This is a genomic window from Stenomitos frigidus ULC18 (assembly GCF_003003795.1).
GTDB classification, from domain to species: domain Bacteria; phylum Cyanobacteriota; class Cyanobacteriia; order Leptolyngbyales; family Leptolyngbyaceae; genus Stenomitos; species Stenomitos frigidus_A.
Genome location: NZ_PVWK01000117.1, coordinates 47539 through 71807, shown reverse-complemented (window position 1 = coordinate 71807; position 24269 = coordinate 47539). Strand labels below are relative to the sequence as shown.

Sequence of the window (24269 nt, the reverse complement as noted above, 5' to 3'; positions counted from 1 at the left end):
GGTTGTTCATTGTTGGTTATTAGTGAGAAAAAAGCTGACCGCTGACCGCTGACTGCTCAAGCAGCTCAAATCTCAAAACTCAAAACTCAAAACGTTCCTTCCGGTTATGAAATTTCAAAAAACGCCGTTGATTTTGTTAGCGATCGCGCTGCTCCTGGGTGCGTTTGTCTATCTTTATGAGGTGCAGGGAAAACCTCAGCGAGAAACGGCAAAGGCTCAAACTGAGCAGCTATTTGCGTTTAAAGAAGAGGAGGTGCGATCGCTCACCCTCACCACACCGACGCAAACCCTGGCATTTGCCAAAACTCCAGCGGCACGATTGCCTGGTGCCAAGCCTGACCAGCCAGCGAAGCCTCAGCCAGCGTCACCAAAAGCGACACCAACCGAGACACTGACCTGGGCGATGACGGCACCAGAACAAACGGTGGCAAACGATGCCTCAGTCGCATATCTACTCAACCTGCTGGTAACCGGAAAGCGACAGCAAACGCTCACGGTATCCGCCGCGAAACAAGCAGAGTTTGGGTTGGACAAGCCGATCGCGATCGCTGACGTGAAGCTTGCCAGTCAGCAAACCCATCGCCTGGTGCTTGGTAAGCCGAACTTCAACCGCAGCGCTTTGTACGCTCAGGTTGATCCGCCTGCTCAGACGAAAACTGATTTGACAGTGCTACTGGTTTCCACCGATTTCGAGAATGCGGTCAATCGTCCATTAGCTGACTGGAAGGTTAAAGAACCAGCTGCCCAGTCGTCGCCAACCCCAAAAGTGACGCAACCTGGGTCTAAAAAGCCCTAAAGCGTCATGGCACGGACTTACATAGGGTCGGGACGTTACAGGTCACGTCCCGACAGAGACCAGGATGACTGGCTACTGACCGTTTATTTCTTTACACCCACTAAACTTTTCGACGAAACAGCCAACCAAAGTGTCTGCGACCGCGCGATTGATGCTGGCGACGAGCGACAGGAGTACCGTATTTACGAAACCTGGATCGTCGTTTTGGTTCGACAACTGTTGTGACCTCTTTTCCTTCTTCTTCTTCTTTTGTCTGCTTCTCTGCTTTAGTCGGCACATAGGATGCTTTAGGCTTGAGCCATGCTGCAATGATCCCGCTGGCAACGCCACCGATCGCCCCAAACGTAATGCTGAGAAGGGGACTGTACCCTAACACAGCTAAACCAAGCATGAACACTAGCCAGTACTGCACACCAGTCGCTAAGCCTACGTCGAAATCTGGTTTTTTGGACATCGCTGCTCAGTGGGGAGTGGGTGAAAGGAAGTAAGGGGAGAGGAGTGAGGGGTGAGGAGTGAGGGGTGAGGGAAGTTTTGAGTTTTGTATAGCCTTAGGCATGCAAGAAACGCTTCGCGTTTCGGTAGCGTTGGCTTCCCGCAGGATAGGAAATATTTTGAGTTTTGGGCTACGCTTTGCACCGACAAGCTAGAGAGTTTTGAGTTAATTTTGACTCCTGCCTTCTGATTCATTCTAAAAAACTTGTCTGTTCTTTCTTGTACGCCTGAAAGGCTTTAGGGCTTTAGAAGCAACAACTCCTTCAGCCTGCTGCCTGATCTAATTGTGCTTTCAGGTCTTGCGTTGTGTCTAACGTCGTAATGTAGGGTTGCTCATCGTTGCCAAACGTGTCCATACGTTGCTGTGGTAACAGGTCAGCCGTGGCATCAGAAATATCGTCGTGGCGTTGCTGTAGGCGTTCTTGTAGAACGGGTAGCGGTGCTGTGCAGTAGAGAATTTGCAGCGGTAAGTGGTGTGCGGCGGCTTGCGCGATCGCGGCTTGTCTCAGCGGTTGTCGATCGTACTTGGCATCGAGAATCACTGTGTAACCCTGGGTTGCCAGAGTGATGCCGAGTTGTAAGAGCCGATCGTACGTCTTTTGTGTCATCGCGGCGGTATAGAGATCATCGCTGCCTGGGGTGTCTAAAGGAATGCCTGCCAGATGTTTACGAACCGCATCAGAGCGAATTTGAATGCCTCCCAGCGTTTGGGCTAGATGGCGGGCTGTAGTGCTTTTGCCAGAACCAGATAAACCTGCCATCAAAATCAAGCGTCCTTTCTGTGGTTGTGTATATTCCCACGCCAGGCGGTAGTAGCGAGCCGCAGTGGCAGCAGCCTCTTGTTTGACGGGCTCTGGGACAGATGGATCGCTCAACAAAAAGGAGGTGACTTTAGCCCGCACGTAGGATTGACGGCTAAGGTACAGAGGCAACACCTGTAAGCCTTCCCAGTCGCCGGTTTGCTCAATGTAAGCATTAAGGAACAGATTGCTGAGATCGCGGCGATCGCGCGCATCCAGATCCATGATGATGTACGCAATGTCGAACATGACATCGACAAACCGAAACGGCTCGTTGAACTCGATACAGTCAAACAGCCAGATTTTTTCTTGCCAGAGAGCAATATTGCGTAGATGCACGTCGCCGTGGCATTCCCGAATCCAATTGTGTTCGATGCGGCTGTTAAAAAGGGCTTGCTGTTCCGCGAATAGGCGATCGGTGTACTGGCGCGTTTCGTCTAACTGCTGCTGGGTTTGCGGGCCACCGACGTATTGGGCCGTCTGGTCGTAGTTTTCGTCGATCGCAAGCCGAATGTTTTCGACAGTGCCAAAACTGCGGATGTAGTCATTGGTTGCTGCTTGAGCGTGAAAGTTTGCCAGCACTCGTGCTAACTGCTCCAGTAGCGATGCCGTCAACTCGCCGCGATCGAACAGTTCTGTAAATAAGCTGGACTGTGGAAACTGACGCATCTTGACGGTGTACTCAACTGCATCACCGATGCCGCCTAGCTGAAAGCGATCGCCTACTTGAGTGATGGGGCTAACGTCCAGGTACAAGGCTGCGGCACCGCGCTGGTTCAGGCGTAATTCTTCGGCACAAAAATGCTGTCGTTTCTCTAGCGTTGAGAAGTCAAGAAAGCCAAAGTTCATTGGCTTCTTTACTTTGTAGGCATAGTCGCCCGTTAGTAAGACATAAGAAATATGAGTTTGAATGCATTGAATCGGCTCCTTGACAGGATGAGGATAGAACGCTGGTGCCGTCATCTGTTGAATGAGAGCAGGAAGAAGAGCATCAGTCATGAGTCGTGATTTCGTTGAAAAGTGATCAAATCTAACAGATCTCTTGTGGTGCAAGCTTTTTAATCATAGGGTTCTCGGTTCTGATGTCAAATTTGTTTGAGTTAGGAAGCTTTGACAAGTTTCGCCCTGCTAGTTGGTTACATTTCGCAAAAACGTGTCTGGCGATCGGGTTTGTGTGTTTAATAAAAGGTTACTGAGCGCGCTTGCTCTGCGTTCGTGATGCTTTCTATGAGTCATCAGAAGTTTTAGTCATCAGCCGACCTGAATGAGACGGTGTTTGCTAATCAACTGTTTTTGTGGTGTGAGTGAGACAACATATGAAGAAGTTTTTGTTGAGCGCCCTGGGTGCTAGCGTGGCGCTGATGGGTAGTGGGCTGCTGCTTGAGCAAACAGCCTTGGCTGATGTAAAGCTGCCAGAACGTACGACTCGCCCGAATGCGGCTTTAAAGTCATCGGCAGCAGTCAGCCAGACGGCCAAATCCCTTAGTCCAGAGCCATCGCTTGAGGCAGTTACAGCGTTGCAAGAGGCCGATGCGTCGATCGCTGAGGTGGATCAAGTCACCTCTGTGTCTCAATTGACGGATGTAAAGCCGACTGACTGGGCTTTTCAGGCGCTGCAATCGCTGGTCGAGCGCTATGGCTGCATTGTTGGCTACCCCGACAAAACTTATCGCGGCAACCGTGCGCTGACCCGTTACGAATTTGCGGCTGGGCTCAATGCCTGCATGGATCGCATTAATGAACTCATTGCTGCTGGCACTGCTGATCTCGTTAAAAAAGAAGATTTGCTAGCACTGCAAAAGCTCCAGGAAGAATTTGCTGCCGAGCTTGCGACTCTACGGGGTCGTGTGGGCGCGCTTGAAGCCCGTACTGCGACTCTAGAGAAGCAGCAGTTTTCAACTACCACGAAAGTCGGCACAGAGTTGATCACCTATCTTGCCGATGCCTTTGGTGATAGTGCTGGCCCACGGAATAACGCAGCCATTGGCTACCGTCTCCGTCTCGACCTTGACACGAGCTTCACCGGCAAAGATCGACTGCGAACGCGACTGCAAGCCACAAACTTGCGGAAGTTTGATGTGGGTGACGTGTTTGGCGTGTCGCCAGTGGGTAGGGCCACCAGTGACTTGTCTGACGAAACGCGTTTTTTGGCTACCAGCACGAGTTCTAACAGCAATGTGACGATCAACCGCTTGCAGTATCGCTTTCCGGTGGGCGAGAAACTGACGGTGTTTGTAGATGCAAACACGATCGACCCCTCGATCGTCACTGATCCCATCACTCCGTTCAATGACCAGGCAACGGGATCGCCGTCAAATTTCGCCCAAATTGATCCGGTTTGGTTCCCGATCGGCAACCAGGCGGGCGTTGCCGTCAACTATGCCATTAGCCCTAATTTCCAGTTTGACTTTGGTTATCAGGGTGAAGGCGATAGCCCCAACAACCCTCAGCTTGGGCTCTTTAAGGCAGGCTATAGCGCCTTTGCTCACCTAATCTTTTACTCCGGTACGTTCAAGCTGGGCTTCTTTTACATCAACTCTTACTCGCCACAGTTTGGGGTGGATACGCTGGCTGGCAGCAACGCCGCAAAAATACTGGGAGCGGGGCCAGTGATCGGCAATGGCTATAGCGTCCAACTGGACTATCGCATCACGAGTTGGTTTGAAATCGGCGGTTGGGTGGGGCTGACCCAAGCACGCGCACTGGGCTCAGGCACTAAAGGCGATGCCGATATCTGGAACTTTTCGATCGATCTTGCCTTTCCTGACTTGGGCAAAAAAGGCAACCTCGGCGGCATTGTCTTTGGGATGCAGCCACGGCTAACCGGTACAAGCAACGCAGCGTTTGCAAGCGCGATCGGGCTTCCTGCTGGGCAACGTGAAGATCGCAGCACAGGCTACCACATCGAAGCGTTCTACCGTTATCAGCTAACAGACAATATTTCGATTACGCCCGGTGTGATCTGGCTAACGGCTCCTAACCACGACGATCGCAACCCAGATGCTGTGATTGGTGTCATCCGCACAACCTTTGTGTTCTAGGCCGTCTCTTTAAGGCACACTCGCCCCTGGTTTAAAGTTTGGCTGAGGCTATTTGTGACGCTAAGAATTATGCCAGGGGCTTTGCAAGCTGCCACGATCGTGTGAAATTTGCCTGATAGATTGACAGACCCTTGAACGCCCATACGACTCTTTGATAAGGAAAAAATTTGATGAAACGTCGATCGCTTTTAACACTGTTATTGACAACAACCGTTGCTGTCAGCGCACTGGCAAGCTGCGAACCACCCCAACCAGGGCAATCGCCTACCTCAAGCAGCGGCAAAAAGGTGCTGACGATGGTGACATCGCCTGACTATCCACCCTATGAGTTCTATGACACTGCCAGCGGTGAGCGTAAAATCGTTGGCTTTGATGTGGAGATTGCCACTAAAATTGCAGCTGAATTGGGCTACGAATTGAAGATTAGCGAATCGGACTTTAATGGCCTAGTGCCTGCATTGCAAGCGAAGCGGGCTGATTTTGTCATGGCGGGCATGACACCCACACCCGAACGCCAGAAGAACGTTGATTTCTCGACCATCTACTACGATGCCAAAAACACTATCATCGCGCTGAAGACAAGCAATCTGAAGACGACGAAAGATCTCGCAGGCAAGACGGTAGGCGTGCAGTTGGGTTCGATTCAGGAAGGCGATGCGAAAAAGATTGCCGAAAAAGTGTCTGGTATGAAGGTCAAGCAACTCAACAAAGTGCCTGATATCATTCAGGAAATCAAATCCAAGCGCATTGATGCCGCGATCGTTGAAGATACGGTTGCAAAAGGCTTTACCGATTCCAATAGCGATCTGGTCTTTAACGTCATTCCACCCGAAGGCCCCTCTGGTTCTGCCGTTGCGTTTCCTAAGGGGTCGCCGCTGGTTGCTGATTTCAACAAGGCGCTAGAAAAAATGAAAGCGAGTGGTGAAATCAAAACCCTTGCGGCGAAATGGTTCGCCACCAGTGTCCCGCCATCGCCATCGCCATCACCGTCTGGCTCTATGTCACCCTCTGGTGCCATGTCGCCTTCGCCCAAAAAATCTCCCTAGTCATCTTACAGGGATAGTTCAACGCTGTTCGTGCCTTCTGTAGGGACGTTACATGTAACGTCCCTACAGAAGCAGTTGTTTATGTCCCTCGTTTGCCCTGTTGTCTGCTGCATTGAAAGGCATTTATGTTCCTACGCTTCAATAAACGTGCTGTGAGATTCCCTGTTTTAACCCACCTGCGATCGCGCTGGGCGATCGTTGCCCTCCAAACCTTCCTAGTGATTCTGCTGGCAGGTCATCTGGTGGCACAACCGCTGCCGTCGATCGCGCAAAGTGCTACAACTGCCATTGAAAGCATTGCTACGAATGATCAGAAGACTACGATCGTCGCCCAGGCACCGCCGCCGCCCACTGATGCCCCTGCCAGCAAAGGCGGTTTCGATCTCGATTTTAGACGCATCGCCCCAGATATTCCCTTTATTCTGGCAGGCATCCCCGTCACCCTCATTTTCACCATTTCGTCTGTGCTGCTGGGTCTGGTGTGGGCTTCCGCGCTCTCCCTCTGCAAAATTTCGGGTGTCAAGCCGCTCCAATGGTTTTCGTTTATCTATACCACCATTTTTCGGGGTACACCGCTGCTGTTGCAGTTGTCGCTGGTCTACTTCGCGACCCCACAGTTGACGGGTTACAACATCACGCCCTATCAGGCAGGCGTGCTGACCTTTACGCTCAACTCTGGCGCGTATATGTCTGAAACCATTCGGGCAGGCATTCAGGCTGTGGATAAAGGACAAGCAGAAGCCTCACTGTCGTTGGGCGTCCCCTACTGGCGGCTGATGTGGGATGTGATTATGCCGCAAGCGTTGAAAAACATTCTGCCAGCTCTGGTGAACGAAACCATCAGTTTGCTGAAAGATTCTTCGCTGGTTTCCACCATTGGCGTTGTGGAAATTCTTCGCGCTGCACAAATTGTCGGTGCCAACAAGTACATCTATTTTGAGCCGCTGCTGTTTGCTGGCTTGATCTACTACGTTTTAGTCATGGGGCTGACTTACGCCGCCAGTCTACTCGAAACACGGCTAAGACGTAGCGAATGACGCAGTAATCCGTGCGATCGGTGCGCCATCCTAGTAGCAGACGTTACGCTTAAACTATTTAGATCAGGAGTTTAAAGCCGTGAGTGAAACCATTATTAAAACGGAAGGGCTGTTTAAGTCCTTTGGCAAGCTGGATGTGCTGAAAGATATTTCCACCGAAATCCGCCAGGGTGAAGTGGTGGCGGTGATTGGGCCGTCTGGCTGTGGGAAATCGACGCTGCTGCGCTGCATGAATCTGCTGGAAACACCGACTCAAGGACATATTTACTTTAAAGGCGAGGATATTACAGCGCCCAAGACCAACATCTCAAACGTGCGTCAACATTTGGGCATGGTGTTTCAGCAGTTCAACCTGTTTCCGCACATGACCGTACTGCAAAACGTGACCTATGCACCGATTAAAGTCTCAAAGCTGTCCTCTGACGAAGCTAAGCAACTGGGCATAGAACTGCTGGAAAAAGTCGGGTTGCAGGAGAAGGCGGACGTTTACCCGTCCCGGCTTTCTGGCGGGCAAAAGCAACGAGTCGCGATCGCCCGTGCTCTGGCAATGAAACCCGACGTGATTTTGTTCGATGAACCGACCTCTGCACTAGACCCCGAAATGGTGCAAGAAGTGTTGGAAGTAATGAAAGGCTTAGCAAAAACGGGAATGACGATGGCGATCGTGACCCACGAAATGGGCTTTGCGCGTGAAGTTGCCGATCGCATCTGGTTTCTCAATGAAGGTTGTTTAGCCGAAGATGCAGAACCCGACACGTTTTTCACTAATCCACAGTGCGATCGTGCCAAGCAGTTCCTCGAAAAGATGCTTTAGAGGTTGGGATGTTCCGTCAGACAGCATCGCTGAGCCAGGTTGACCCAGGTCGTCCGCTGTCTCCTGCCTGGTTACACTGGTTGGTCATTTTCCTGCTTGTTGTAGGAGTTGTCTTTCGCTTCGTCAACTTGAACCATAAAGTGTATTGGCATGACGAAGTGTATACGTCACTGCGAGCTTCTGGCTACACGGTGCAAGAAATTGGTCAGGAGATTTTCCAGAACCAGGTCTTTTCAGCGAAAGACTTACTGCGGTTCCAACAGATCAAACCAGGCAGCACTCCAGCCGACACCGTACGATCGCTAGCACTGGAAGATCCGCAGCATCCACCGCTCTATTTTTTGCTCGATCGCTTTTGGGTTCAGGCGTTGGGCGCACCAATGCAAGCGATCTTTGGCAGCCCACTCACGGCATCGCGACTGCTCCCAGTGCTGCTGAGCCTGCTATCACTACCCTTCATGTACGCCCTCGCCTGGGAACTATTTGCTTCTCAAGCGGCGGCACTGTTGGCGACGGTCTTTCTGGCTCTTTCTCCGTTTGACCTGTTGTTTGCTCAAACGGCGCGGCAGTATAGCTTGCTGACACTCGCCGTGATCGCCAGTCACTACTTACTGCTGCGAGCCATTCGGCTGTCTGGCATCCAAAAAGTTTGTTCGCGTGACGTGCTCAAACGCCCACCTACTGTCTGGAAACACTGGGGTTTATATGCCCTGGCAGTCACGCTGGGTTTATACACTCACCCTTTTTTTGCCTTGACGCTCATCGGTCATGCGGTTTACATCATTCTGGTCATAGGCACTCACAGACAGACAAGTCGTCAAAGCATCCTTCAGTTCTGGCTGGCGCTGGCGATCGCTGGTCTCCTTTACGCGCCATGGCTGTTTGTGATGTTAACGGGCTTCCAGCGCACCCTCAACACAACCAACTGGGCCGCAAATGTGCCGGGTTCAGATTACCTGGTCAAGCTGTGGACACTCAGCTTTACAGCCTTATTTTTTGATCTGGATGTTGGCTTTGACAATCTCTGGACGTTTGTACTGCGAGTCCCCATTGTGGTGCTGATTGTGCTGGCGTTCTACACGCTTTACCGACGCTGCGATCGCGGGATCTCGCTCTTCGTGTGGACGTCGACGGTGGTACCCTTTTTGGGGCTGGCACTGCCTGATCTTGTGCTGGGCAGCAAGCGATCGGCGGTGAGTCGCTACTTGATCTCCTGCTATCCCGGCGTGCAGTTGGCGGTCGCTTACTTTTTGGCAAAGAGGCTTTCACCAAAGCCCCATTACCTCAGCAGTAAACCTCAGCGGACTGGATCTTCCCGCTTTTGGCGTCTCACGCCCTATACTCTGACGTTTCTCAACCGTTGGTTTTGGCGGCTCGTTTTGCTCACTCTCTTTACTGCCAGCCTTGCATCCTGCACGGTGAGCGCAGCCTCCTTTACGTGGTGGCACAACGTACCGAGCTACTTTAACGCGGCCGTTGCTGATCGCCTTAACGCTGCACCGTCGCCGCTGCTTCTGAGCGATCGTGGCGATGATTTTACCAACCTCGGCGACTTGATTTCACTGAGCTATCGGTTGCATCCCAATGTGCGGATGCTGCTACTAAGCCAAAATGTCAATTGGGTTGCAACTCAATCATTCGCATCACAAACAGACGGTTCTACCATCTTTGCCTTCCGTCCTTCAAAACCGCTCAGAGTGGCACTAGAGCGATCTCGCGGTACACTTCAGCCCATCCTACCGGCTGCTCGCGTCTGGCAAGTGCCAGAATAATCAGTCTTTCCCCGGTTTCTTACACTATGGATCACTTGTACATAGGACTTACGCATTTGCCCCCAAACCCCCTTTCTTGTATGCCCGGTAAGGACTATATTCTGGGGGCTTTAATAAGCTCAGTTCCCCCAATCTTGGGGGCTAGGAGGCGAACTTCGACAGCTTTTGCGCAAGTGTCCTGGTACAATAGTAGTGTCCGAAGGGGAGTAGCTGCTGGTGTACCGCCAGCCCATTTGAGTCAACATACTGGCGATGAGCCTGGCTCAGATGACAAAAAGTTTTTAGTACTCAACTTTTAGCGCTCAGCTTTGATGATTGAATCATTTCCAAAGCTGAGTGTTGAAGGCTGACCGCTGACTGCTGTTTGCAAGCGAGACCTTCACTAAGTTCACATGAGTTGTGAGCTTGGTGAAGCTATTGCAGTTCTCATCAAGCTCACTTAGATAGCAAAAATCTGAGGAGTTTGATGAAATGCTGACAGCATTTACGGCTGGATTATTGTTGATTACGATGTCGGAGCTGGGCGATAAAACGTTTTTTATCGCGATGCTTTTGGCAATGCGGCATTCTCGTCGTCTGGTGTTTATAGGGGCGATCGCCGCATTAGCAGCAATGACTGTGCTGTCGGTCTTGATGGGGCAGGTCGTTTCGCTGCTGCCCAAAGCCTTGCTGCATGTCGCTGAGATCGTGGTGTTTATCGGCTTTGGCTTAAAGTTGCTGTACGACGCGAAGCAAATGTCCAGCAATGCCCTTTGCGATGAGGTGAAAGAAGCCGAAGAAACCATTCAACAGGCTGATACGGTAGCCGCAAAACAGGGGACACGACGAGGGGTTGTTATACAGGCGTTTGCGTTGACGTTTATGGGAGAGTGGGGGGATCGCACCCAGTTTGCGACAATTGCACTGGCTGCTGCAAATGATCCCTGGGGTGTTACAGCCGGTGCCATTTTAGGTCATGCCATCTGCGCAGCGATCGCAGTTGTTGGCGGACGCTTACTCGCCGCACATCTCTCAGAAAGGCTGATCACAACTCTAGGCGGACTGCTCTTTATCGTGTTTGGCATCATTGCCTGGATGGAAGGAGCGTAAGAGAAGTGGCTGTCTGAGAGCCGTTACGGGTAACGGCTCTACGGATGAAAAGCCTCAAGGAGTCCGTGCCGGAGCGCTACTTGGCGTTGGGCTCGGTGCAGCGCCCGGTGTAGCAGTCGGTGCTGGAACACTTGCTCCTGGTGAAGACGCATTGGCAAGCTGCTTAATCTGATCTTTAAACTGAGCGGGCGCTAGTTCGGCAGCGCTGGCAAAGAGTGGCTTAGCAGCATCCGTTTTGCCTTGTTCCTTCAAAATCAGCGCTTTGCCAAGGACTGGACGGAAATCTTGCTTATTGCCTTTGGTTGCTTCGTCAAAAACTGCGATCGCTTCATCAAAGCGCTTCTGAGACGCATACACCTGTCCCAAAATAACCTGCACAGACACGACATCCACGCTACCTGCCTGAATTTTGTTCACTTGAGGTGCGGTCTTGATGGTGTCTTGCAACAACCCAACTGCCGCTTCGGGGCGTTTTTGTTGCAACAACAGATTAGTCAAGCCTTGTAGCGCATTGCGATCGCCCGGTTTCGTCTTCAGAATATCCCGGTAGGTTTGAGCCGCTCCTTCTGGATCGTTGGTTTGCTGTTTCGCTTGCGCTAACAGGACGGCATACTCGGTTTCATTTGGGTTCAGTTTCGCCAGCTTCTCAAGTGGGGCGATCGCGCCCTTTACATCGCCTAGCCCCAGTTTTGCTTCCAGCAGTCCTCGCAGCGCTGTCGGGTTCTCGGGCTCTCGTTGCAGCACTAATTCATAGCCCTTCGCTTGTGCCTCTAGCTCCTCTTTCTTAGGAACAGCACTAGCAGATTGCGTCGGGGTTGGGCTAGCAGCTGTCTGACTCTGGTTGCCCTTAAAAGCGGCGTCAATCAGTGGGATCAGCGAAAAGCCCACGAAGGCAACGACTGCCAGAATTAGAACGACATTGATAATCCACCGATTGCGCTTATCAGTCACAAAGCTGCCTCGAAACTCTACTGCCATTATCGACGACAATTGCCCTTTACGATGGCAAAACGATGGCAAAAACAGGTGGAAGGTTTTAGAAAAGAGAAGATAACGCAAAAAAAGTTAGACGCCGCTTGGAAACCCGTTATAAAATATGGGCTGCGCTAGGGCATTAAAACTTGTCCGTGATAGGATGATAGGTTCCAGTAGTCTGTCGATTTTTTGCCGTTGGCTAAAGGTTGACCGCTCCCCTGAATTTCAAGTGATCCTAGACATTAAGTAATAGAAAGAATCCGCACAGCACCATGATCAAACTGCGATTGAAGCGATACGGCAAGAAGCGTGAGGTTAGTTACCGGATTGTGGCGATGAACAGCCGCGATCGTCGGGATGGACGCCCGTTGGAAGAATTGGGCTTTTACAACCCCAGAACTGACGAAACTCGGTTAGATGTACCCGCGATCGTCAAGCGATTGAAAGATGGGGCACAGCCAACCGATACGGTACGCAGCATTCTGCAAAAAGCCAACGTTTTTGAACAGGTCAATGCCTGAGACGAACGCCAAATCTGCTACCTCTGAAGCAACTGAGCCGGACTACGCAAGACTGGTCACGTTTTTGGTAGAGCCATTTTTGGAGCTACCGGAGTCGCTTAAGGTAGACTGCGAAGTGTCACCCAGCCGGGGCAAGGTTTGGGTGCGCGTAGCGTTTGAGGGTGCTGACAAGGGGCGTGTTTTTGGCAGAGGTGGTCGTAACATCCAGGCTATTCGCTCGGTGCTAGAGGCGGCGGCTCGTGCGGCTGGTTACTCCGCTTATTTAGACGTATTTGGTAGCTCCGCTCAGGGCGGTAATGATGGTGAGATCGATCGCGAGGATGTGATCGACAAGCCACCACCACGACGGTCTTCGGGAGTCAAAGAGCCACCAAAGTTGCGATCGCGCAGTAGCCCTCCCGAGGTCTAACCTTCATTGGTCACGCTGACCAAACCTGAATACATCTAACACAACGCCTGCAAGATCCAAACCTAAAGGAGCCAGGCGTTTTTGCCTTCTCATAAGCGTTGCGGATTACTCAAATTGATTGATTGGCTAACCCAAAATTGATTGCATGGTAGAGGCTGTCACCATTGAATTGCCGAGTATTGCAAGCGCGATCGCCCTCGCTGGTGAGCGAGAAGAAAATCTGAAAACGTTAGCGCGACAAACCGGCGCAACGCTAGTGCTGCGTGGGCAGGATCTACGCATTTCAGGTACAGAGAATCAAATTGATCTGGCAACGCGTTTAGTGAGAGCCCTTGAAGACGTTTGGATTGGCGGCACCGCCATTTCGGGTGTCGATATTCTGACTGCTCGTCATGCGTTGGATACCCAGCAGCAGGATGAGCTACATGAACTGCGGCATGACGTGTTGGCACACACTCGTCGTGGTGAAGATATTCGCGCCAAAACCTTTCGGCAGCGACAGTATATTCAAGCCGTTCGCACCCACGACCTGACCTTTTGTATTGGCCCAGCCGGTACGGGCAAAACCTTTCTAGCAGCCGTTCTGGCTGTGCAAGCGCTGTTGGCAAACCAGTACGAGCGCCTCATCTTGACGCGTCCGGCAGTAGAAGCAGGCGAAAAACTGGGTTTCTTGCCAGGAGACTTGCAGCAAAAAATTGATCCTTACCTGCGTCCGCTCTACGACGCGCTTTACGAGTTTATCGATCCAGAAAAGATTCCTAGCTTGATGGAGCGGGGTGTGATTGAGGTCGCACCGATCGCCTACATGCGGGGGCGCACACTCAACAACGCGTTTGTCATTCTCGATGAAGCGCAGAACACGACGCCATCGCAGATGAAGATGCTGCTGACGCGCTTGGGCTTTCGCTCTCGGATGGTGGTGACGGGTGACCTTACCCAGACGGATCTTCCCCAGCACCAGTCATCTGGCTTAGCCGTGGCACAAAAAATTCTGCAATCGGTAGAGGGCGTGGCGTTCTGTCACCTTTCCAAAGCAGATGTTGTTCGCCATCCTCTAGTGCAACGCATTGTGGCTGCTTACGAACAGCATGAGCAGCCACAGTAAGCCTCTCCGCATTGCACTGCTGACCTACTCGACCAAGCTCAGGGGTAGCGTTGTGCATACGCTGGAGTTGGCAGAAGCACTACACGCGATCGGTCAGGATGTTTGCGTCTATGCGTTGGATAAAGATGGCACCGGGTTTGATCGCCCCCTTTCATGCCCTCACACACTCATTACTGCCCAACCCGCGCCTGCTGATATTGAGGCCCTTATTCAGCAACGCATTCAAGAGTTTGTCGAGCATTTCAGCCAATCCAGCGAAACCTACGACTGCTACCATGCTCAAGACTGCATTGGTGCAAATGCGCTGTCCCTCTTGAGACAGCGACAACGTTTGACTCACGTTGTTCGTACTGTGCATCATATTGAAGCCTACAACAGCCCTTATTTACAGGCGTGCCAGGAGCGATCGATTCGTGACCCCGACCTATGTCTTTGCGTTAGTACGCGCTGGCAAACGGAGCTACAGCAGCAATACCAGATTCAGGCACCGAGGGTCATCAATGGTGTGGATACTTTACGGTTTTCTGCTGAGCAAGATGGTTCAGAACCACTATTGAAGCAGCGACTAGGCATCAAAAATGGGCTATTTTATTTAACAGTGGGTGGCATTGAACCCCGCAAGAATGCGATCGCTCTCCTGCAAGCTTTCGTTCAGATTCTGGCAGATCACCCGCAAGCCCAACTGATGATTGCGGGTGGCGCCACCCTCTTTGACTATCAGGAGTATCGCCAGGAGTTTTTTGCCCTGGTAGAGCAAACGGGTGTTCGCATTGGTGAATCGCTACTTCTACCAGGCGTGATTCCAGATGCCGAGTTGCCTGCGCTCTATCGCCTTGCTGATGCGTTTGTCTTTCCGTCAGTGAAAGAAGGGTGGGGCTTAGTGGTGCTAGAAGCGATCGCCAGTGGTATTCCCGTTATCACTGCCAACCAGCCACCGTTTACCGAGTTTCTGACCGCACAGCAGGCCTTGCTCGTTGATCCCAGGTCGCCAACGGCGATCGCTCAGGCAATGCGATCAGTTTTGGCACCAAGACTTGCCGCTTCTCTAGTGCAGCACAGCCAAACCATTCTGCCTCACTACTCCTGGAACGCTTCTGCACAGATGCATTTGGTTCATTATCATAAATTATTGACTTCTAACAACCAACCATTAACCAATGCCTGAAATCCGTTTCCAGATTGAATTACCAGATGGATCGCAAGAGGTGTGCTACTCGCCGTCACTGATCGTGAAGGACTATTTCACGTCAGGAAGTGAATATGCACTGACTGATTTTATTGATCGATCGCGCACTGCACTCAATATCGCCAGCGATCGTGTGCGGGCAAAATATGGCCGTCCTTGCGGCTTGGCGCTGGGTCAACTGGCGCAAATCGAAGCGATGGCAAGCAAGTATAGCGACGTGACTAAGCCCAAAGTCCGCCTGCTCAAATTCATTGAGTGAGGCAAGAAACCGGGTTTCTGAACACAATCCACGACACAATATTGTCTGTGGAGAAACCCGGTTTCTGTGTCAGCTTCATAAACTAGGGATAGATCAGGATTTTGTAGGTTTCGGGGCCGGGCGAGACGGCCTGTTCGACAGCGGTTGCTAGTTCTTTGAGTGGATAGCGATCGCTCACCAGGGCATCCACATCAATGCGTTTGTGAAACACAATATCCGCAGCTAGCGCCTGCACCCGATATGAGGAACTGTAGCTGCCCATTAAGTCAATTTCACGTCGATAGAGGATGTTGGGATTAATGGGAATCTCCAACTCATCAGGAAATTCGGCGAAGAATAGAATTTTGCCGCCTTTGCGGGTGCAATCAAGTGCCTGGAAAAAGGCTTTGTCGCTCGGTACGGCTAAAAGACTGGTATCCACCCCCATGCCTTGTGTGAGCGCGTTAATTTTGGCAGTCAGATCGGGATCGCGGGCGTCGAAGGCAGCGTCTGCACCCACACTGAGCGCTTTTTCAATGCGGGTGGGTAACAGGTCAGTGGCGATCGCCCGTGCGCCAAAATACTTCACCAGCATGATAAACATTAGCCCGATCGGCCCTGCGCCTGTCACTAGAACGGTTTGACCAGGAGCAATTTGCGCTTTTTTCACCGCTTTGAGGCAGCAGTTAGTCGGTTCTACAAAACTTGCCTGTTCAAACGTCACATCGTCAGGAATAGTGACCAAACCACCACTGCGGACAATATGACCCGGCACTTTAACATATTCAGCAAAACCACCACCGCTGGGAGCAAAGCCTGCAGTCGTAGTGATGTTCTTATAGACGTCGCACATCGAAAAATTGTCGTTCAGGCAGTACGCACAGTGCATACAGGGAATGTGATGCAGTACCACCACCCGATCGCCAATTTGCCAATCCTGCACGTCCGACCCGATCGCCGCGATCGTGCCTGCGGTCTCATGCCCAAAAATGCGTGGCGGGTTGTAAAGGGGATAGCGAATTTTCTTAATATCTGACTGACACAAACCCACTACCCGTACCTGCACCAGCACCTCATCGGCAGCAATCTCTGGTACCGGAATTTCTTCGTAACTAAGCTGATTGACGCCTCGAAAGACCTGCGCTTTCATGTGCTTATTCCTCAAAACCCTCCAATGCAGACTCTAGCACTGCTGACGCCTTTTCATTGCGTTGCCTGACGGTTGTAGAGCAGAAAAGAGGCTTCTCCACAGTTTCTCCGTAGTAAAGATGTATCGCTTCCGCATGACTGCACAACAAAAGTAGAGGCGCATAAATACGCCTCTACTGGTATAGAGCGTGAGGATTCGTGCTCACCTCTAACGGTACTAAAGGGACATGGCGTTAGCATGAAGCAAACGTCACGATTAATTCAGTAAAAAAGTACCGTATTCAACCAGAGGCTTTGGACATAAACAATCAGTAGCCCAGCTGCATTGCGTCGAATAGCATCAGCGCTGATCCGTCTGTTTCGTCCTAGCCTGCGACTGTATCAATCAAGCTCCACTGGCGATTATCGGCGATCGCTTGACTCACTAACTCGTACATCCGCCGACAATGGTTATTAATCTGAAGCGGTAATTCTTCGTTTTTAATCACAAAGCTCATGCGCACTTCCCGATCGGTGGCTAGCGTTTTATCAACGAGCACTTCTACCGTCACTAGTTTAGAAAAAGCAACCTTGCCGGGTACTTCACGTGCCATCAAATAGTCGCCCGTTTCGTAGATAATATCAAAATTGCAGGATTCCAAAGTCTCGCTCAGCAGGCTCTGGACGTTTCCTACGGATGCTGCAACTGTAAATAGGCAGGTATAACGAGCCATGACTAACCCCGGACGCGTGACATTAAGACTTCGCTATCATATCGTTCATTCAGCATAACAAGCTTCATCGTTTAGCGTTGTACCAGAATACTGGGTTCGACACGTCACATATGTAACCTTTAGCAAGCATAAAGTATGCATGAGCAAGACTAATTATTCAGCGGTCAGCAGTCAGCATGAGTCGTTCAGCCAACATGCCCCTCTAGTGGCTCAAGTTGCTGATCTTAAATCCCCTGTCTAAAACCTGTTTGGCGAGAAAACATGCGCGGTAAGCTGATTGTGTTTGAAGGTGTAGAAGGCTGTGGCAAAACAACGCAGCTGCGACGATCGCAGCAATGGCTCGTGGATAGCGGTTGGCAAGCGTTACTGCAAACGAAAGATTGTCTCCAGCAAATTGCCGTGACACGTGAACCAGGCGGCACCGAACTTGGTTTGAAGGTGCGTCAACTGTTGTTAGAGCCATCCACCGCCGAAGCGATCGAGAGTCGTGCCGAATTGTTGCTCTACGCGGCTGATCGCGCTCAGCATGTGGATGGCTACCTACATCCGTATCTGCTTCAAGGCGCACTGATTCTGTGCGATCGCTACACCGACTCCACCATCGCTTACCAGGGCTACGGACGCGGTATTGATCTAAATCTGATTGCCCAACTCAACCACATCGCCACCAACGGACTCGAAAGCGACCTCACCCTTTGGTTAGATTTGGACGCCGCCACTGGACTAGCCAGAACGCAACGACGGGGAGCTGCCGATCGCATCGAACAGGCTGATCTCTCCTTTCATCAACGCGTTCAGCAAGGCTTTACCGCACTAGCCCAACAGCACCCTCAACGCATCGCCCGCATTGATGCGTCTCTCAGGGAGGCTGAAGTTGCCCAACAAATTCAGACGGTTTTAGAGCAACATTTTGCTGAGTGGTACGGCGTCGAAAGGCCAAAGGATGAAGGATGAGAGATGAAAGTTAAAAGTTTTGAGTTTTGAGTAGCGCTTTGCGCCAACAAGCTAGAGAGTTTTGAGTGCCAAACAAGCCTTTGCCTCCCCTGCCCTCTTGACTCCTGGCTTTTGACGCTTCTAACGAACTAATAACGCCTTTCCCCATGCCTCCTTTCGCCCCACTCATTGAGCAAACCCAGGCAGTTGAGCTGTTGACCCAGTCAGTTGCTAAAGGCCGCATTGCGCGCATTGCGCCTGCTTACCTTTTTGCAGGACCGCCGGGTGTGGGGCGACGGCTGGCAGCGGAGTGTTTTCTGTCGCTTCTGTTTAGTCCCCCCAACGCGACGATCGCCCAAACAAACGCATTGCAGCATCGCCTACGAGCGCGCAATCATCCCGATTTACTGTGGGTCGCCCCGACCTATTTACATCAGGGGAAACGGTTGACGATCGCTGAAGCAGCAGAGGCTGGTCTTAAGCCCAAGTCACCGCCAGTCGTGCGGCTGGAACAGGTGCGCGAGATTGCGCGTTTCCTCTCACGTGCACCCCTGGAAGCATCGCGATCGATGGTTGTCATTGATCATGCCGAAACGATGGCAGAAGGGGCGGCGAATGGATTGCTGAAAACTCTGGAGGAACCGGGTCAGGCAACGCTCATTCTCATTGCACCGGGTATTGAGTCGTTGTTGCCCACGCTTGTGTCACGCTGCCAGCGGATTCCGTTCTACCGTCTGACGGTTGAGGGGATGGCGCAGGTACTCCAGCAAGCAGGACAGTCTGAAATTCTCCAGCACCCTGAGATTTTGCAGTTGGCTCAGGGTAGCCCAGGGGCTGCGATCGTGCATTGGCAACAGCTTCGGGCCATACCACCAGACCTTCTCCAAGCCATTACTCAGATGCCGCGCACCGCTCGAGAAGCGCTCAGTCTGGCTCGTGACATCGACAAAGCATTAGAGTCAGAGGCCCAACGCTGGCTGATCGATTATCTGCAACAAACCTACTGGCAGCAAAGCTGTGTCACAGCCTCACAGCTACCAAATGCTGCTCCTGTGAGTCTTCTAGAGCAAGCACGCCAGTATTTGATGCGCAACGTTCAGCCGCGACTGGTTTGGGAGGTGACGCTAATGGGCATGGTGCAGCAATCCCTGTAAAGATCTATCTGCTTCAAGAGCTATCTGGGATAGATGATGATCTGCTGCTCGGAACGGACGGCGGGCGATCGATAACGAACGCCATACTGGGGATCGATATACACTTCTGGCTCTGGGCGTGTGGTCGTTGTGATGGTTTGAGTGTTGTAGTAAGGCGATGGATAGTACGGTGTCGAGTAGTAAGAGCCTAAAGGAGTGGTGACGATCGTCGGATTGATCAACGTTGAGTTGCGAATGGGGCTGTTGATCACCGTGGGGTTAACTAAAACCGAATTGTTGATGCCTCGACGCTGAATGACGTGAGGCTGCCCATAACTATATCCCGATTGGTAAACACCTGATGGATAAACGTTAGGGGTGCCAATCTGCACCGAAAGACCGCCCCCAAAGCCAGGATGGATGGTTGTCTGAACGGGACTGTAAATTGAATTGTTGAAAGGAACTACAGCCGGGAAATTGATGACTTGCCTTTGAGTGCCATAGCCATTGCCTTGCACCGGGACACTCTGCACCTGAATATAAGGTCTAGCGCTGGCGGCAGGCATCCATGCGGCTAGAACCGCGATCGCCATTAATAGAGATGCACCAGGAAAAAAGCTAGCCCGACGCGCTCGGTGGAATGTCTGTAGAGATTCTGCGTCACGGAACTGCAAAGGTGTTTTAGCCATCGTTTTTACCACTAAGGAAGGAAGACATGAAGCGGTTGACGCAGCCTTTTAATGTCCGATCTATCCCTGTACAAAAAGGATGTCTTCGCTGAGAATCCTCTTAATCCAAGACTCCTTTCTAGCCTAACGTGTTCCGATAGAATGGAGGGAGTTTGTCCTTCTTCTCAGCTTAGACAAGGCGCTTCCACTCGCACAACTGTCAACGTATTTTTCAAGACTGTGAGTTCAGATCAAACTGTGAGTTCAGATCCACTTGACGCCGCTAAAGCAGACTACCAGGCTGGAAAAGCGGCCTTTGAACGCGGCGACTATCGTAAATCGGTGCAGTATCTGGAGTCGGCCAAGTCATCGGTGCTGCCCATGTCTCGCTTTGGGGGCGAGGTGCAAATCTGGTTGGTAACGGCTTACGAAGCCATGGGGCAGAGATCGGACGCACTGACCCTTTGCCGTGAGCTGAGTCGCCATCCCGATGCGCAAACCCGCAAACAAGGTCGTCGTCTGCTGTACATTCTGGAGGCACCCCGCTTAACGACTCGCCCAGAATGGCTGACCCAAATTCCCGATCTAACCAATCTGGGCGATGGTGATGCCCGCGATCGACCAACAGCGGCAACCATTGCATCCGCTAAGCAGCCTGAAAAGCCTGCGTTCCAGCTCGAAGCTGTCGTTGATCCGGAACAGGTGAATGTAAAAGATAACCGCTTTGTTTGGGTGGCGCTGGGAGCGATAGCACTCGTGCTGGGTGGCTTGCTCTGGTTCATGTAGCGGCACCGTTCTTTTCACGTCATCTTCGCGTATGCTGAATTTCCATAAGCTTTCGTTTCTCCCCCTGAAACTGATGACGCGAACGATCGGTGCTGTCCGATACCAGAAAACCTCTCGCCGTGATCCATTGCTCCGCCAGATAGCGCAAAGCTTGGTACAGGCGTTTCAGCGATCGCGCCAGGTTTGGCTCATGCTATTTATCTCACTCCTACTCTCTGGATGTGTTCGCTACGACGTTGGTATAAGGTTTGACAGTCCCAATCGGGGAGAGTTTACGCAACACATTCAGCTTGAAGAACGATTGCAGCGCTTTAGTGGCAGCACGGCTCAGCAATGGTTGACGTTGATTGAACAGCGAAGTCAGCAATTAGGCGGCCGGCGCGATCGCTTGCCAGATAACGATCTGCTCGTGACCATTCCGTTTACAAGTAGTGGCGATTTGCAAACCAAATTCAACCAATTCTTCAGACCATTGGAGCAGGACAGTGCAGCCGCAGCCGCCATTGCGCTACCGCCGATCGCCTCTCACTTTACCCTGGCAACCAGCAATCTACTGTTAGTCGAACGCAATCATCTTCGCTATGAATTGGATCTGCGATCGCTGGGCGTACGGTCTTCTAGCGGCAGTTTATTGCTCAGTCCTGCCTCTCTCATCGATCTGGAGTTTCGGCTACAAACCCCCTGGGGGGCTAAAAGCATCCCATCTGCCAGCAACCAACCCGAAGCAGCGCTCTCTGGCAACACGTTGGTCTGGCAATTAGTTCCTGGTGAATTGAATCATCTAGAAGTCGTATTTTGGTTGCCCAGTCCTCTAGGCATTGGCACGCTGACGATCGTCCTGCTCGTTCTGGTAGGGCGCTTTTTGAAGTACCCAAGCTCAATGGTTGCAGTGCCAGACTCGTTGCCTGATTGATTTCAGCACTGAAGCACCGCGTCTGGCACATGAGGGATCGGCTAGCAGAAAAAGCTGACCGACCGCTGACCGCTCTTTTAAACCATCAGCTTCTTTTCTAAAAGCTTCTCTCCTAATCTCCTCTTTAGGAGCGTGGATTAAATTCTTGTTCCTTAGCAACTGAAGTTTAGGCTAAGGACAGGCGGAAATAGCTCAACTCTTGGCTGGCCTTGCATGGCCTCGAAAAAAGCAAAGCAGTCAGAGTGTAAGCAGACTGTTTAGCGAGCCTCTCCTCAGGAGAAATGAGGCGTTTGTGCTACGTACACGCAACGCAACAATGACCGGGTTTAATTTTTAACTTCTATACGTTGTCAGAGGCGTTTGCATTTGTGCTTGACAAGGTTCTCTCAGTCTCTTTTGCTGAATCAAACCTGCTTGTCTTCTTTCCTTTGCTATGCCATACTGACGAAAATACGGTAAACCAATCGAGTTAATATAGTATTTTGGCATACGATTGCATCCAGACAAGTTGGTAGGAGTAGAAAGCATGACGATCGCAGGAAATCGTAGAGCGGTGCCCCTTGAGTTTCGGCTCGATAGTGCCAGGAGGCGACATACTCACGGCGTTGCAAGCAGGCTGTTGGCATGTGTTGCTGTGCTGAAGTGGAGTTGGTGGCACGCAAAATCCTATGTGCCGATCGCGGGTCTTTTACTGTTGGCTTTGGGGAGTTTGGTGGTACTGCAAGGCCACTGGTTGTACCGACGCATCACGCACCTTCCCCTGCGGCCAAAAGAAGTACTCAAAAATGTGGGTTGAATCGGCTTCGCCAACGCCTGCAAAAACGCTGAAGGCATTGACAATCGTTTCGTACCTGGCTCCTAATTGGTTCTGGTTTTATGAGGCGATCGCGGCTTCCATCAGTCAGGCCTTGCAACGTGAAATCTCTCTCATTCAGAGTTTCCACGATCCCTTGCATGATCCGCTACTGCAGCAGGATCAGGTCGATCTTGCTTTCATGTGTGGGCTACCGTTTATCCGGCAGCATCAGCGTGTGCCTCAGCAGTTCCAAGCGGTAGTTGCGCCTGTAATGGCATCGCCTCGTTATCACAATCAGCCGATCTACTTTGCTGATGTGATTGTGAATGCTGCTAGCGCCATCACGACGTTTGAACAACTGGCAGGAAGCACCCTTTGCTACAACGATGTGGGCTCAAATAGTGGCTACAATCTGCTTCGTTATCGGTTGCTTCAAAGCCATTTACATTCTTTTTTTAGTAAAACCATCCCATCAGGTTCCCATCAGGGATCGATCCAGTGGGTCGCTGATGGATTAGCGAGTTGTGCCGCGATCAACAGTACTGTGCTAGAACAAGCACTGCGAAATGATCCTCACTTGGCTCAACGTTTACGGGTTGTTGAGACGCTGGGTCCTTGCCCCATGCCGCCGTTGGTTGCAGCGCAACAGTTGGGCTCAGAGTTGATCGCTCAACTCCGGTCGTTGCTGTTGGCTCCAAATTTGATGTTGCAAGAGGCAATGGAACAGGCGCACGTCCAGGGGTTTGCAATCGTGACAGCAGATGAGTATGAAATACTTGCTGAAATGTATAGTGCCACCCTTCGAAGAGGGCACCAATTCTGAATCTAAGAAGAGTTTCAGAGAACTAATTACCTACTGCTTTTTAGTCTCACGTAGGGACGCAAGACCTTACCCTCCTACCGGAGTAAAACCTTTCTCATGCTAATTTAAATTGAAAAGGGGACACATCTTTTAGGGGCATGACAATTCTATTTAATCCACGATCCTAAGCGGTAACGTCAGGGTTATTTCTTCGTGGGTTTGGCTGGGCAAGACGCTGTGAGTGGCTCTTGGGCATAGTCTTCTAGCTTCACAGATTGCAGCAGGTGTGTCCAACTTGTGATGAGGTTCTGGTCTTGGGGATTGGTACAGCGTGCCTGTGCAAGGGTGGCGATCGCATCCTGCCAGATACCGTTAGTGGCGTAAATGGTTGAGCGATCGCGGGCACTTGCCTTTTTCAGCTGGTTCGTTAAGGTAGTCGCCGGTTTAACTCGTTGTACAACACCTTCTACAAATGGGTTAATGGATGGTTGATTGGGATCGCACAGAATAGAAAACTGCCAATAGTAATCCTTCCCAACCGTTAAGATTGATGCCGCGACACTTGTGGGCAAGCTGAAACTGAGTACGCCTGCGGCTTCCGGCAAGTTAAGCGTGGTTTTGTAGAGCGTGCGATCGGTTTCATCGAGCAGCGCGAACTCGGCTGTTTGAGCGCCTGTTTTGGGTACGTACCAAAAGAACGTAGGGCTGTTCGACACCGTTGCACTAAAACTATCGCTTGGTGTAAGGGGCATGAGTAGTTTCGGTCCACGCAGGCAAGTGCCTCGTGTTCCAGCACCTTCGCGCCGTCCAGGGATGCCTCGTTTGGGTGGGTGATATTCTTGGGCGATCGCCAGCAGTGGCACACCACATACTGCGACGCTGAGAGCACTAGACAAGCAGACGGTCAATAATTTTCGATAATCGTTTTTCTGAAGCATGTGTCGTTCGTTCTAACCGTGACAAATAGATGGCTTTATAAATGCACTGCAATAAGTCGCGTGTTTTTAGCTACTGGCTCTACACCTTAGCTTACGGAAACATTTGTCTAATTCTGC

At 51.4% G+C, this 24269-nt stretch carries 25 protein-coding genes; 18 read left to right on the top strand and 7 right to left on the bottom strand.

Annotated elements, in window-relative coordinates; all coding sequences use genetic code 11:
- Positions 1-106: 106 nt before the first annotated feature.
- The gene (locus C7B82_RS21235) at positions 107-796 is read left to right on the top strand and encodes a DUF4340 domain-containing protein (protein ID WP_106258381.1); all 690 of its coding nucleotides are present in this window, start codon (positions 107-109) and stop codon (positions 794-796) included.
- A gap of 100 nt (positions 797-896) precedes the next feature.
- Here the strand turns inward: C7B82_RS21235 and C7B82_RS21230 are convergent, their stop codons facing one another.
- A complete protein-coding gene (locus tag C7B82_RS21230) occupies positions 897-1250 on the bottom strand; it encodes a hypothetical protein (protein ID WP_106258380.1) in 354 nt (117 codons plus the stop codon).
- Positions 1251-1551: 301 nt separating this feature from the next.
- Positions 1552-3087 carry a bifunctional aminoglycoside phosphotransferase/ATP-binding protein gene (locus tag C7B82_RS21225; protein WP_106258378.1) on the bottom strand — a complete coding sequence of 512 codons (1536 nt, stop codon included), beginning with the start codon at positions 3085-3087 and terminating at the stop codon, positions 1552-1554.
- Between the two features lie 317 nt (positions 3088-3404).
- Here C7B82_RS21225 and C7B82_RS21220 point away from each other — a divergent pair, with 317 nt between their 5' ends.
- The 6 genes from C7B82_RS21220 (at position 3405) to C7B82_RS21195 (ending at position 10887) form a co-directional block, all read left to right on the top strand.
- Complete coding sequence (locus C7B82_RS21220) at positions 3405-5129, top strand: iron uptake porin (RefSeq protein ID WP_106258377.1); 1725 nt, start codon at positions 3405-3407, stop codon at positions 5127-5129.
- Between the two features lie 170 nt (positions 5130-5299).
- The gene (locus C7B82_RS21215) at positions 5300-6175 is read left to right on the top strand and encodes a transporter substrate-binding domain-containing protein (RefSeq protein ID WP_181357598.1); all 876 of its coding nucleotides are present in this window, start codon (positions 5300-5302) and stop codon (positions 6173-6175) included.
- Between the two features lie 152 nt (positions 6176-6327).
- A complete protein-coding gene (locus C7B82_RS21210; protein ID WP_245940025.1) occupies positions 6328-7212 on the top strand; it encodes an amino acid ABC transporter permease in 885 nt (294 codons plus the stop codon).
- A 79-nt stretch (positions 7213-7291) separates the two neighbouring features.
- A complete protein-coding gene (locus C7B82_RS21205) occupies positions 7292-8026 on the top strand; it encodes an amino acid ABC transporter ATP-binding protein (RefSeq protein WP_339375297.1) in 735 nt (244 codons plus the stop codon).
- Positions 8027-8034: 8 nt separating this feature from the next.
- Positions 8035-9798 (top strand): glycosyltransferase family 39 protein, encoded by a 1764-nt coding sequence (locus tag C7B82_RS21200; RefSeq protein ID WP_106258374.1) that lies wholly within the window; start codon positions 8035-8037, stop codon positions 9796-9798.
- Between the two features lie 471 nt (positions 9799-10269).
- On the top strand, positions 10270-10887 hold the full coding sequence (locus C7B82_RS21195; RefSeq protein WP_106258372.1) for a TMEM165/GDT1 family protein: 618 nt from the start codon (positions 10270-10272) through the stop codon (positions 10885-10887).
- Between the two features lie 54 nt (positions 10888-10941).
- On the opposite strand, the gene C7B82_RS21190 is transcribed toward C7B82_RS21195, so the two are convergent.
- Positions 10942-11838, bottom strand: coding sequence for a tetratricopeptide repeat protein (locus C7B82_RS21190; protein ID WP_219904619.1), 897 nt, complete (start codon positions 11836-11838; stop codon positions 10942-10944).
- A 296-nt stretch (positions 11839-12134) separates the two neighbouring features.
- Here C7B82_RS21190 and rpsP point away from each other — a divergent pair, with 296 nt between their 5' ends.
- The 5 genes from rpsP to C7B82_RS21165 all read left to right on the top strand — a co-directional run bounded on the left by rpsP (position 12135) and on the right by C7B82_RS21165 (position 15342).
- Positions 12135-12383, top strand: a complete 249-nt coding sequence (gene rpsP / locus C7B82_RS21185) for a 30S ribosomal protein S16 (RefSeq protein ID WP_106258368.1) — start codon at positions 12135-12137, stop codon at positions 12381-12383.
- Positions 12376-12792 (top strand): KH domain-containing protein, encoded by a 417-nt coding sequence (locus C7B82_RS21180; RefSeq protein ID WP_106258366.1) that lies wholly within the window; start codon positions 12376-12378, stop codon positions 12790-12792. The genes rpsP and C7B82_RS21180 overlap by 8 nt, the downstream gene beginning before the upstream one ends.
- Before the next feature lie 145 nt (positions 12793-12937).
- Positions 12938-13897 carry a PhoH family protein gene (locus C7B82_RS21175; protein WP_106258365.1) on the top strand — a complete coding sequence of 320 codons (960 nt, stop codon included), beginning with the start codon at positions 12938-12940 and terminating at the stop codon, positions 13895-13897.
- The gene (locus C7B82_RS21170) at positions 13881-15062 is read left to right on the top strand and encodes an MSMEG_0565 family glycosyltransferase (RefSeq protein ID WP_106258363.1); all 1182 of its coding nucleotides are present in this window, start codon (positions 13881-13883) and stop codon (positions 15060-15062) included. Before C7B82_RS21175 ends, C7B82_RS21170 begins: the two co-directional genes overlap by 17 nt.
- On the top strand, positions 15055-15342 hold the full coding sequence (locus tag C7B82_RS21165; protein ID WP_106258362.1) for an MSMEG_0570 family nitrogen starvation response protein: 288 nt from the start codon (positions 15055-15057) through the stop codon (positions 15340-15342). The genes C7B82_RS21170 and C7B82_RS21165 overlap by 8 nt, the downstream gene beginning before the upstream one ends.
- Positions 15343-15424: 82 nt before the next feature.
- Here C7B82_RS21165 and C7B82_RS21160 read toward each other — a convergent pair whose 3' ends face one another.
- Positions 15425-16471: a zinc-dependent dehydrogenase gene (locus C7B82_RS21160; protein ID WP_106258360.1), complete on the bottom strand. Its 1047-nt coding sequence runs from the start codon at positions 16469-16471 to the stop codon at positions 15425-15427.
- A 364-nt stretch (positions 16472-16835) separates the two neighbouring features.
- On the bottom strand, positions 16836-17111 hold the full coding sequence (locus C7B82_RS21155; protein WP_245940024.1) for a hypothetical protein: 276 nt from the start codon (positions 17109-17111) through the stop codon (positions 16836-16838).
- A 333-nt stretch (positions 17112-17444) separates the two neighbouring features.
- Between C7B82_RS21155 and tmk the strand changes: the two genes are divergently transcribed.
- Positions 17445-18137 (top strand): dTMP kinase, encoded by a 693-nt coding sequence (gene tmk / locus C7B82_RS21150; RefSeq protein ID WP_106258357.1) that lies wholly within the window; start codon positions 17445-17447, stop codon positions 18135-18137.
- A gap of 146 nt (positions 18138-18283) precedes the next feature.
- Positions 18284-19270, top strand: coding sequence for a DNA polymerase III subunit delta' (locus tag C7B82_RS21145; protein WP_106258356.1), 987 nt, complete (start codon positions 18284-18286; stop codon positions 19268-19270).
- Between the two features lie 20 nt (positions 19271-19290).
- Here C7B82_RS21145 and C7B82_RS21140 read toward each other — a convergent pair whose 3' ends face one another.
- Positions 19291-19938, bottom strand: coding sequence for a hypothetical protein (locus tag C7B82_RS21140; protein WP_106258354.1), 648 nt, complete (start codon positions 19936-19938; stop codon positions 19291-19293).
- Between the two features lie 237 nt (positions 19939-20175).
- Here C7B82_RS21140 and C7B82_RS21135 point away from each other — a divergent pair, with 237 nt between their 5' ends.
- From C7B82_RS21135 to C7B82_RS21125, 4 genes are all read left to right on the top strand, one after another.
- On the top strand, positions 20176-20703 hold the full coding sequence (locus tag C7B82_RS21135; RefSeq protein ID WP_181357597.1) for an outer membrane protein assembly factor BamD: 528 nt from the start codon (positions 20176-20178) through the stop codon (positions 20701-20703).
- Positions 20704-20776: 73 nt separating this feature from the next.
- A complete protein-coding gene (locus C7B82_RS21130; protein WP_106258350.1) occupies positions 20777-21616 on the top strand; it encodes a DUF3153 domain-containing protein in 840 nt (279 codons plus the stop codon).
- Positions 21617-22142: 526 nt separating this feature from the next.
- Positions 22143-22412 carry a hypothetical protein gene (locus C7B82_RS31615; RefSeq protein WP_146141232.1) on the top strand — a complete coding sequence of 90 codons (270 nt, stop codon included), beginning with the start codon at positions 22143-22145 and terminating at the stop codon, positions 22410-22412.
- On the top strand, positions 22402-23235 hold the full coding sequence (locus C7B82_RS21125) for a phosphate/phosphite/phosphonate ABC transporter substrate-binding protein (protein WP_106258348.1): 834 nt from the start codon (positions 22402-22404) through the stop codon (positions 23233-23235). The genes C7B82_RS31615 and C7B82_RS21125 overlap by 11 nt, the downstream gene beginning before the upstream one ends.
- Positions 23236-23417: 182 nt before the next feature.
- Here the strand turns inward: C7B82_RS21125 and C7B82_RS21120 are convergent, their stop codons facing one another.
- Positions 23418-24152 (bottom strand): DUF928 domain-containing protein, encoded by a 735-nt coding sequence (locus C7B82_RS21120; RefSeq protein WP_106258346.1) that lies wholly within the window; start codon positions 24150-24152, stop codon positions 23418-23420.
- Positions 24153-24269 lie beyond the last annotated feature (117 nt).

What these genes read in the sequence shown, in the direction of transcription:
- C7B82_RS21225 (WP_106258378.1), bottom strand. Translation starts at nt 3,087, where the DNA reads ATGACTGATGCTCTTCTTCCTGCTCTCATTCAACAGATGACGGCACCA.
- C7B82_RS21180 (WP_106258366.1), top strand. Translation starts at nt 12,376, where the DNA reads ATGCCTGAGACGAACGCCAAATCTGCTACCTCTGAAGCAACTGAGCCG.
- C7B82_RS21220 (WP_106258377.1), top strand. Translation starts at nt 3,405, where the DNA reads ATGAAGAAGTTTTTGTTGAGCGCCCTGGGTGCTAGCGTGGCGCTGATG.
- C7B82_RS21170 (WP_106258363.1), top strand. Translation starts at nt 13,881, where the DNA reads ATGAGCAGCCACAGTAAGCCTCTCCGCATTGCACTGCTGACCTACTCG.
- C7B82_RS21160 (WP_106258360.1), bottom strand. Translation starts at nt 16,471, where the DNA reads ATGAAAGCGCAGGTCTTTCGAGGCGTCAATCAGCTTAGTTACGAAGAA.
- C7B82_RS21145 (WP_106258356.1), top strand. Translation starts at nt 18,284, where the DNA reads ATGCCTCCTTTCGCCCCACTCATTGAGCAAACCCAGGCAGTTGAGCTG.
- rpsP (WP_106258368.1), top strand. Translation starts at nt 12,135, where the DNA reads ATGATCAAACTGCGATTGAAGCGATACGGCAAGAAGCGTGAGGTTAGT.
- C7B82_RS21230 (WP_106258380.1), bottom strand. Translation starts at nt 1,250, where the DNA reads ATGTCCAAAAAACCAGATTTCGACGTAGGCTTAGCGACTGGTGTGCAG.
- C7B82_RS21175 (WP_106258365.1), top strand. Translation starts at nt 12,938, where the DNA reads ATGGTAGAGGCTGTCACCATTGAATTGCCGAGTATTGCAAGCGCGATC.
- C7B82_RS21215 (WP_181357598.1), top strand. Translation starts at nt 5,300, where the DNA reads ATGAAACGTCGATCGCTTTTAACACTGTTATTGACAACAACCGTTGCT.
- C7B82_RS21200 (WP_106258374.1), top strand. Translation starts at nt 8,035, where the DNA reads ATGTTCCGTCAGACAGCATCGCTGAGCCAGGTTGACCCAGGTCGTCCG.
- C7B82_RS21120 (WP_106258346.1), bottom strand. Translation starts at nt 24,152, where the DNA reads ATGCTTCAGAAAAACGATTATCGAAAATTATTGACCGTCTGCTTGTCT.
- tmk (WP_106258357.1), top strand. Translation starts at nt 17,445, where the DNA reads ATGCGCGGTAAGCTGATTGTGTTTGAAGGTGTAGAAGGCTGTGGCAAA.
- C7B82_RS21165 (WP_106258362.1), top strand. Translation starts at nt 15,055, where the DNA reads ATGCCTGAAATCCGTTTCCAGATTGAATTACCAGATGGATCGCAAGAG.
- C7B82_RS31615 (WP_146141232.1), top strand. Translation starts at nt 22,143, where the DNA reads ATGACGATCGCAGGAAATCGTAGAGCGGTGCCCCTTGAGTTTCGGCTC.
- C7B82_RS21140 (WP_106258354.1), bottom strand. Translation starts at nt 19,938, where the DNA reads ATGGCTAAAACACCTTTGCAGTTCCGTGACGCAGAATCTCTACAGACA.
- C7B82_RS21130 (WP_106258350.1), top strand. Translation starts at nt 20,777, where the DNA reads ATGACGCGAACGATCGGTGCTGTCCGATACCAGAAAACCTCTCGCCGT.
- C7B82_RS21125 (WP_106258348.1), top strand. Translation starts at nt 22,402, where the DNA reads ATGTGGGTTGAATCGGCTTCGCCAACGCCTGCAAAAACGCTGAAGGCA.
- C7B82_RS21195 (WP_106258372.1), top strand. Translation starts at nt 10,270, where the DNA reads ATGCTGACAGCATTTACGGCTGGATTATTGTTGATTACGATGTCGGAG.
- C7B82_RS21235 (WP_106258381.1), top strand. Translation starts at nt 107, where the DNA reads ATGAAATTTCAAAAAACGCCGTTGATTTTGTTAGCGATCGCGCTGCTC.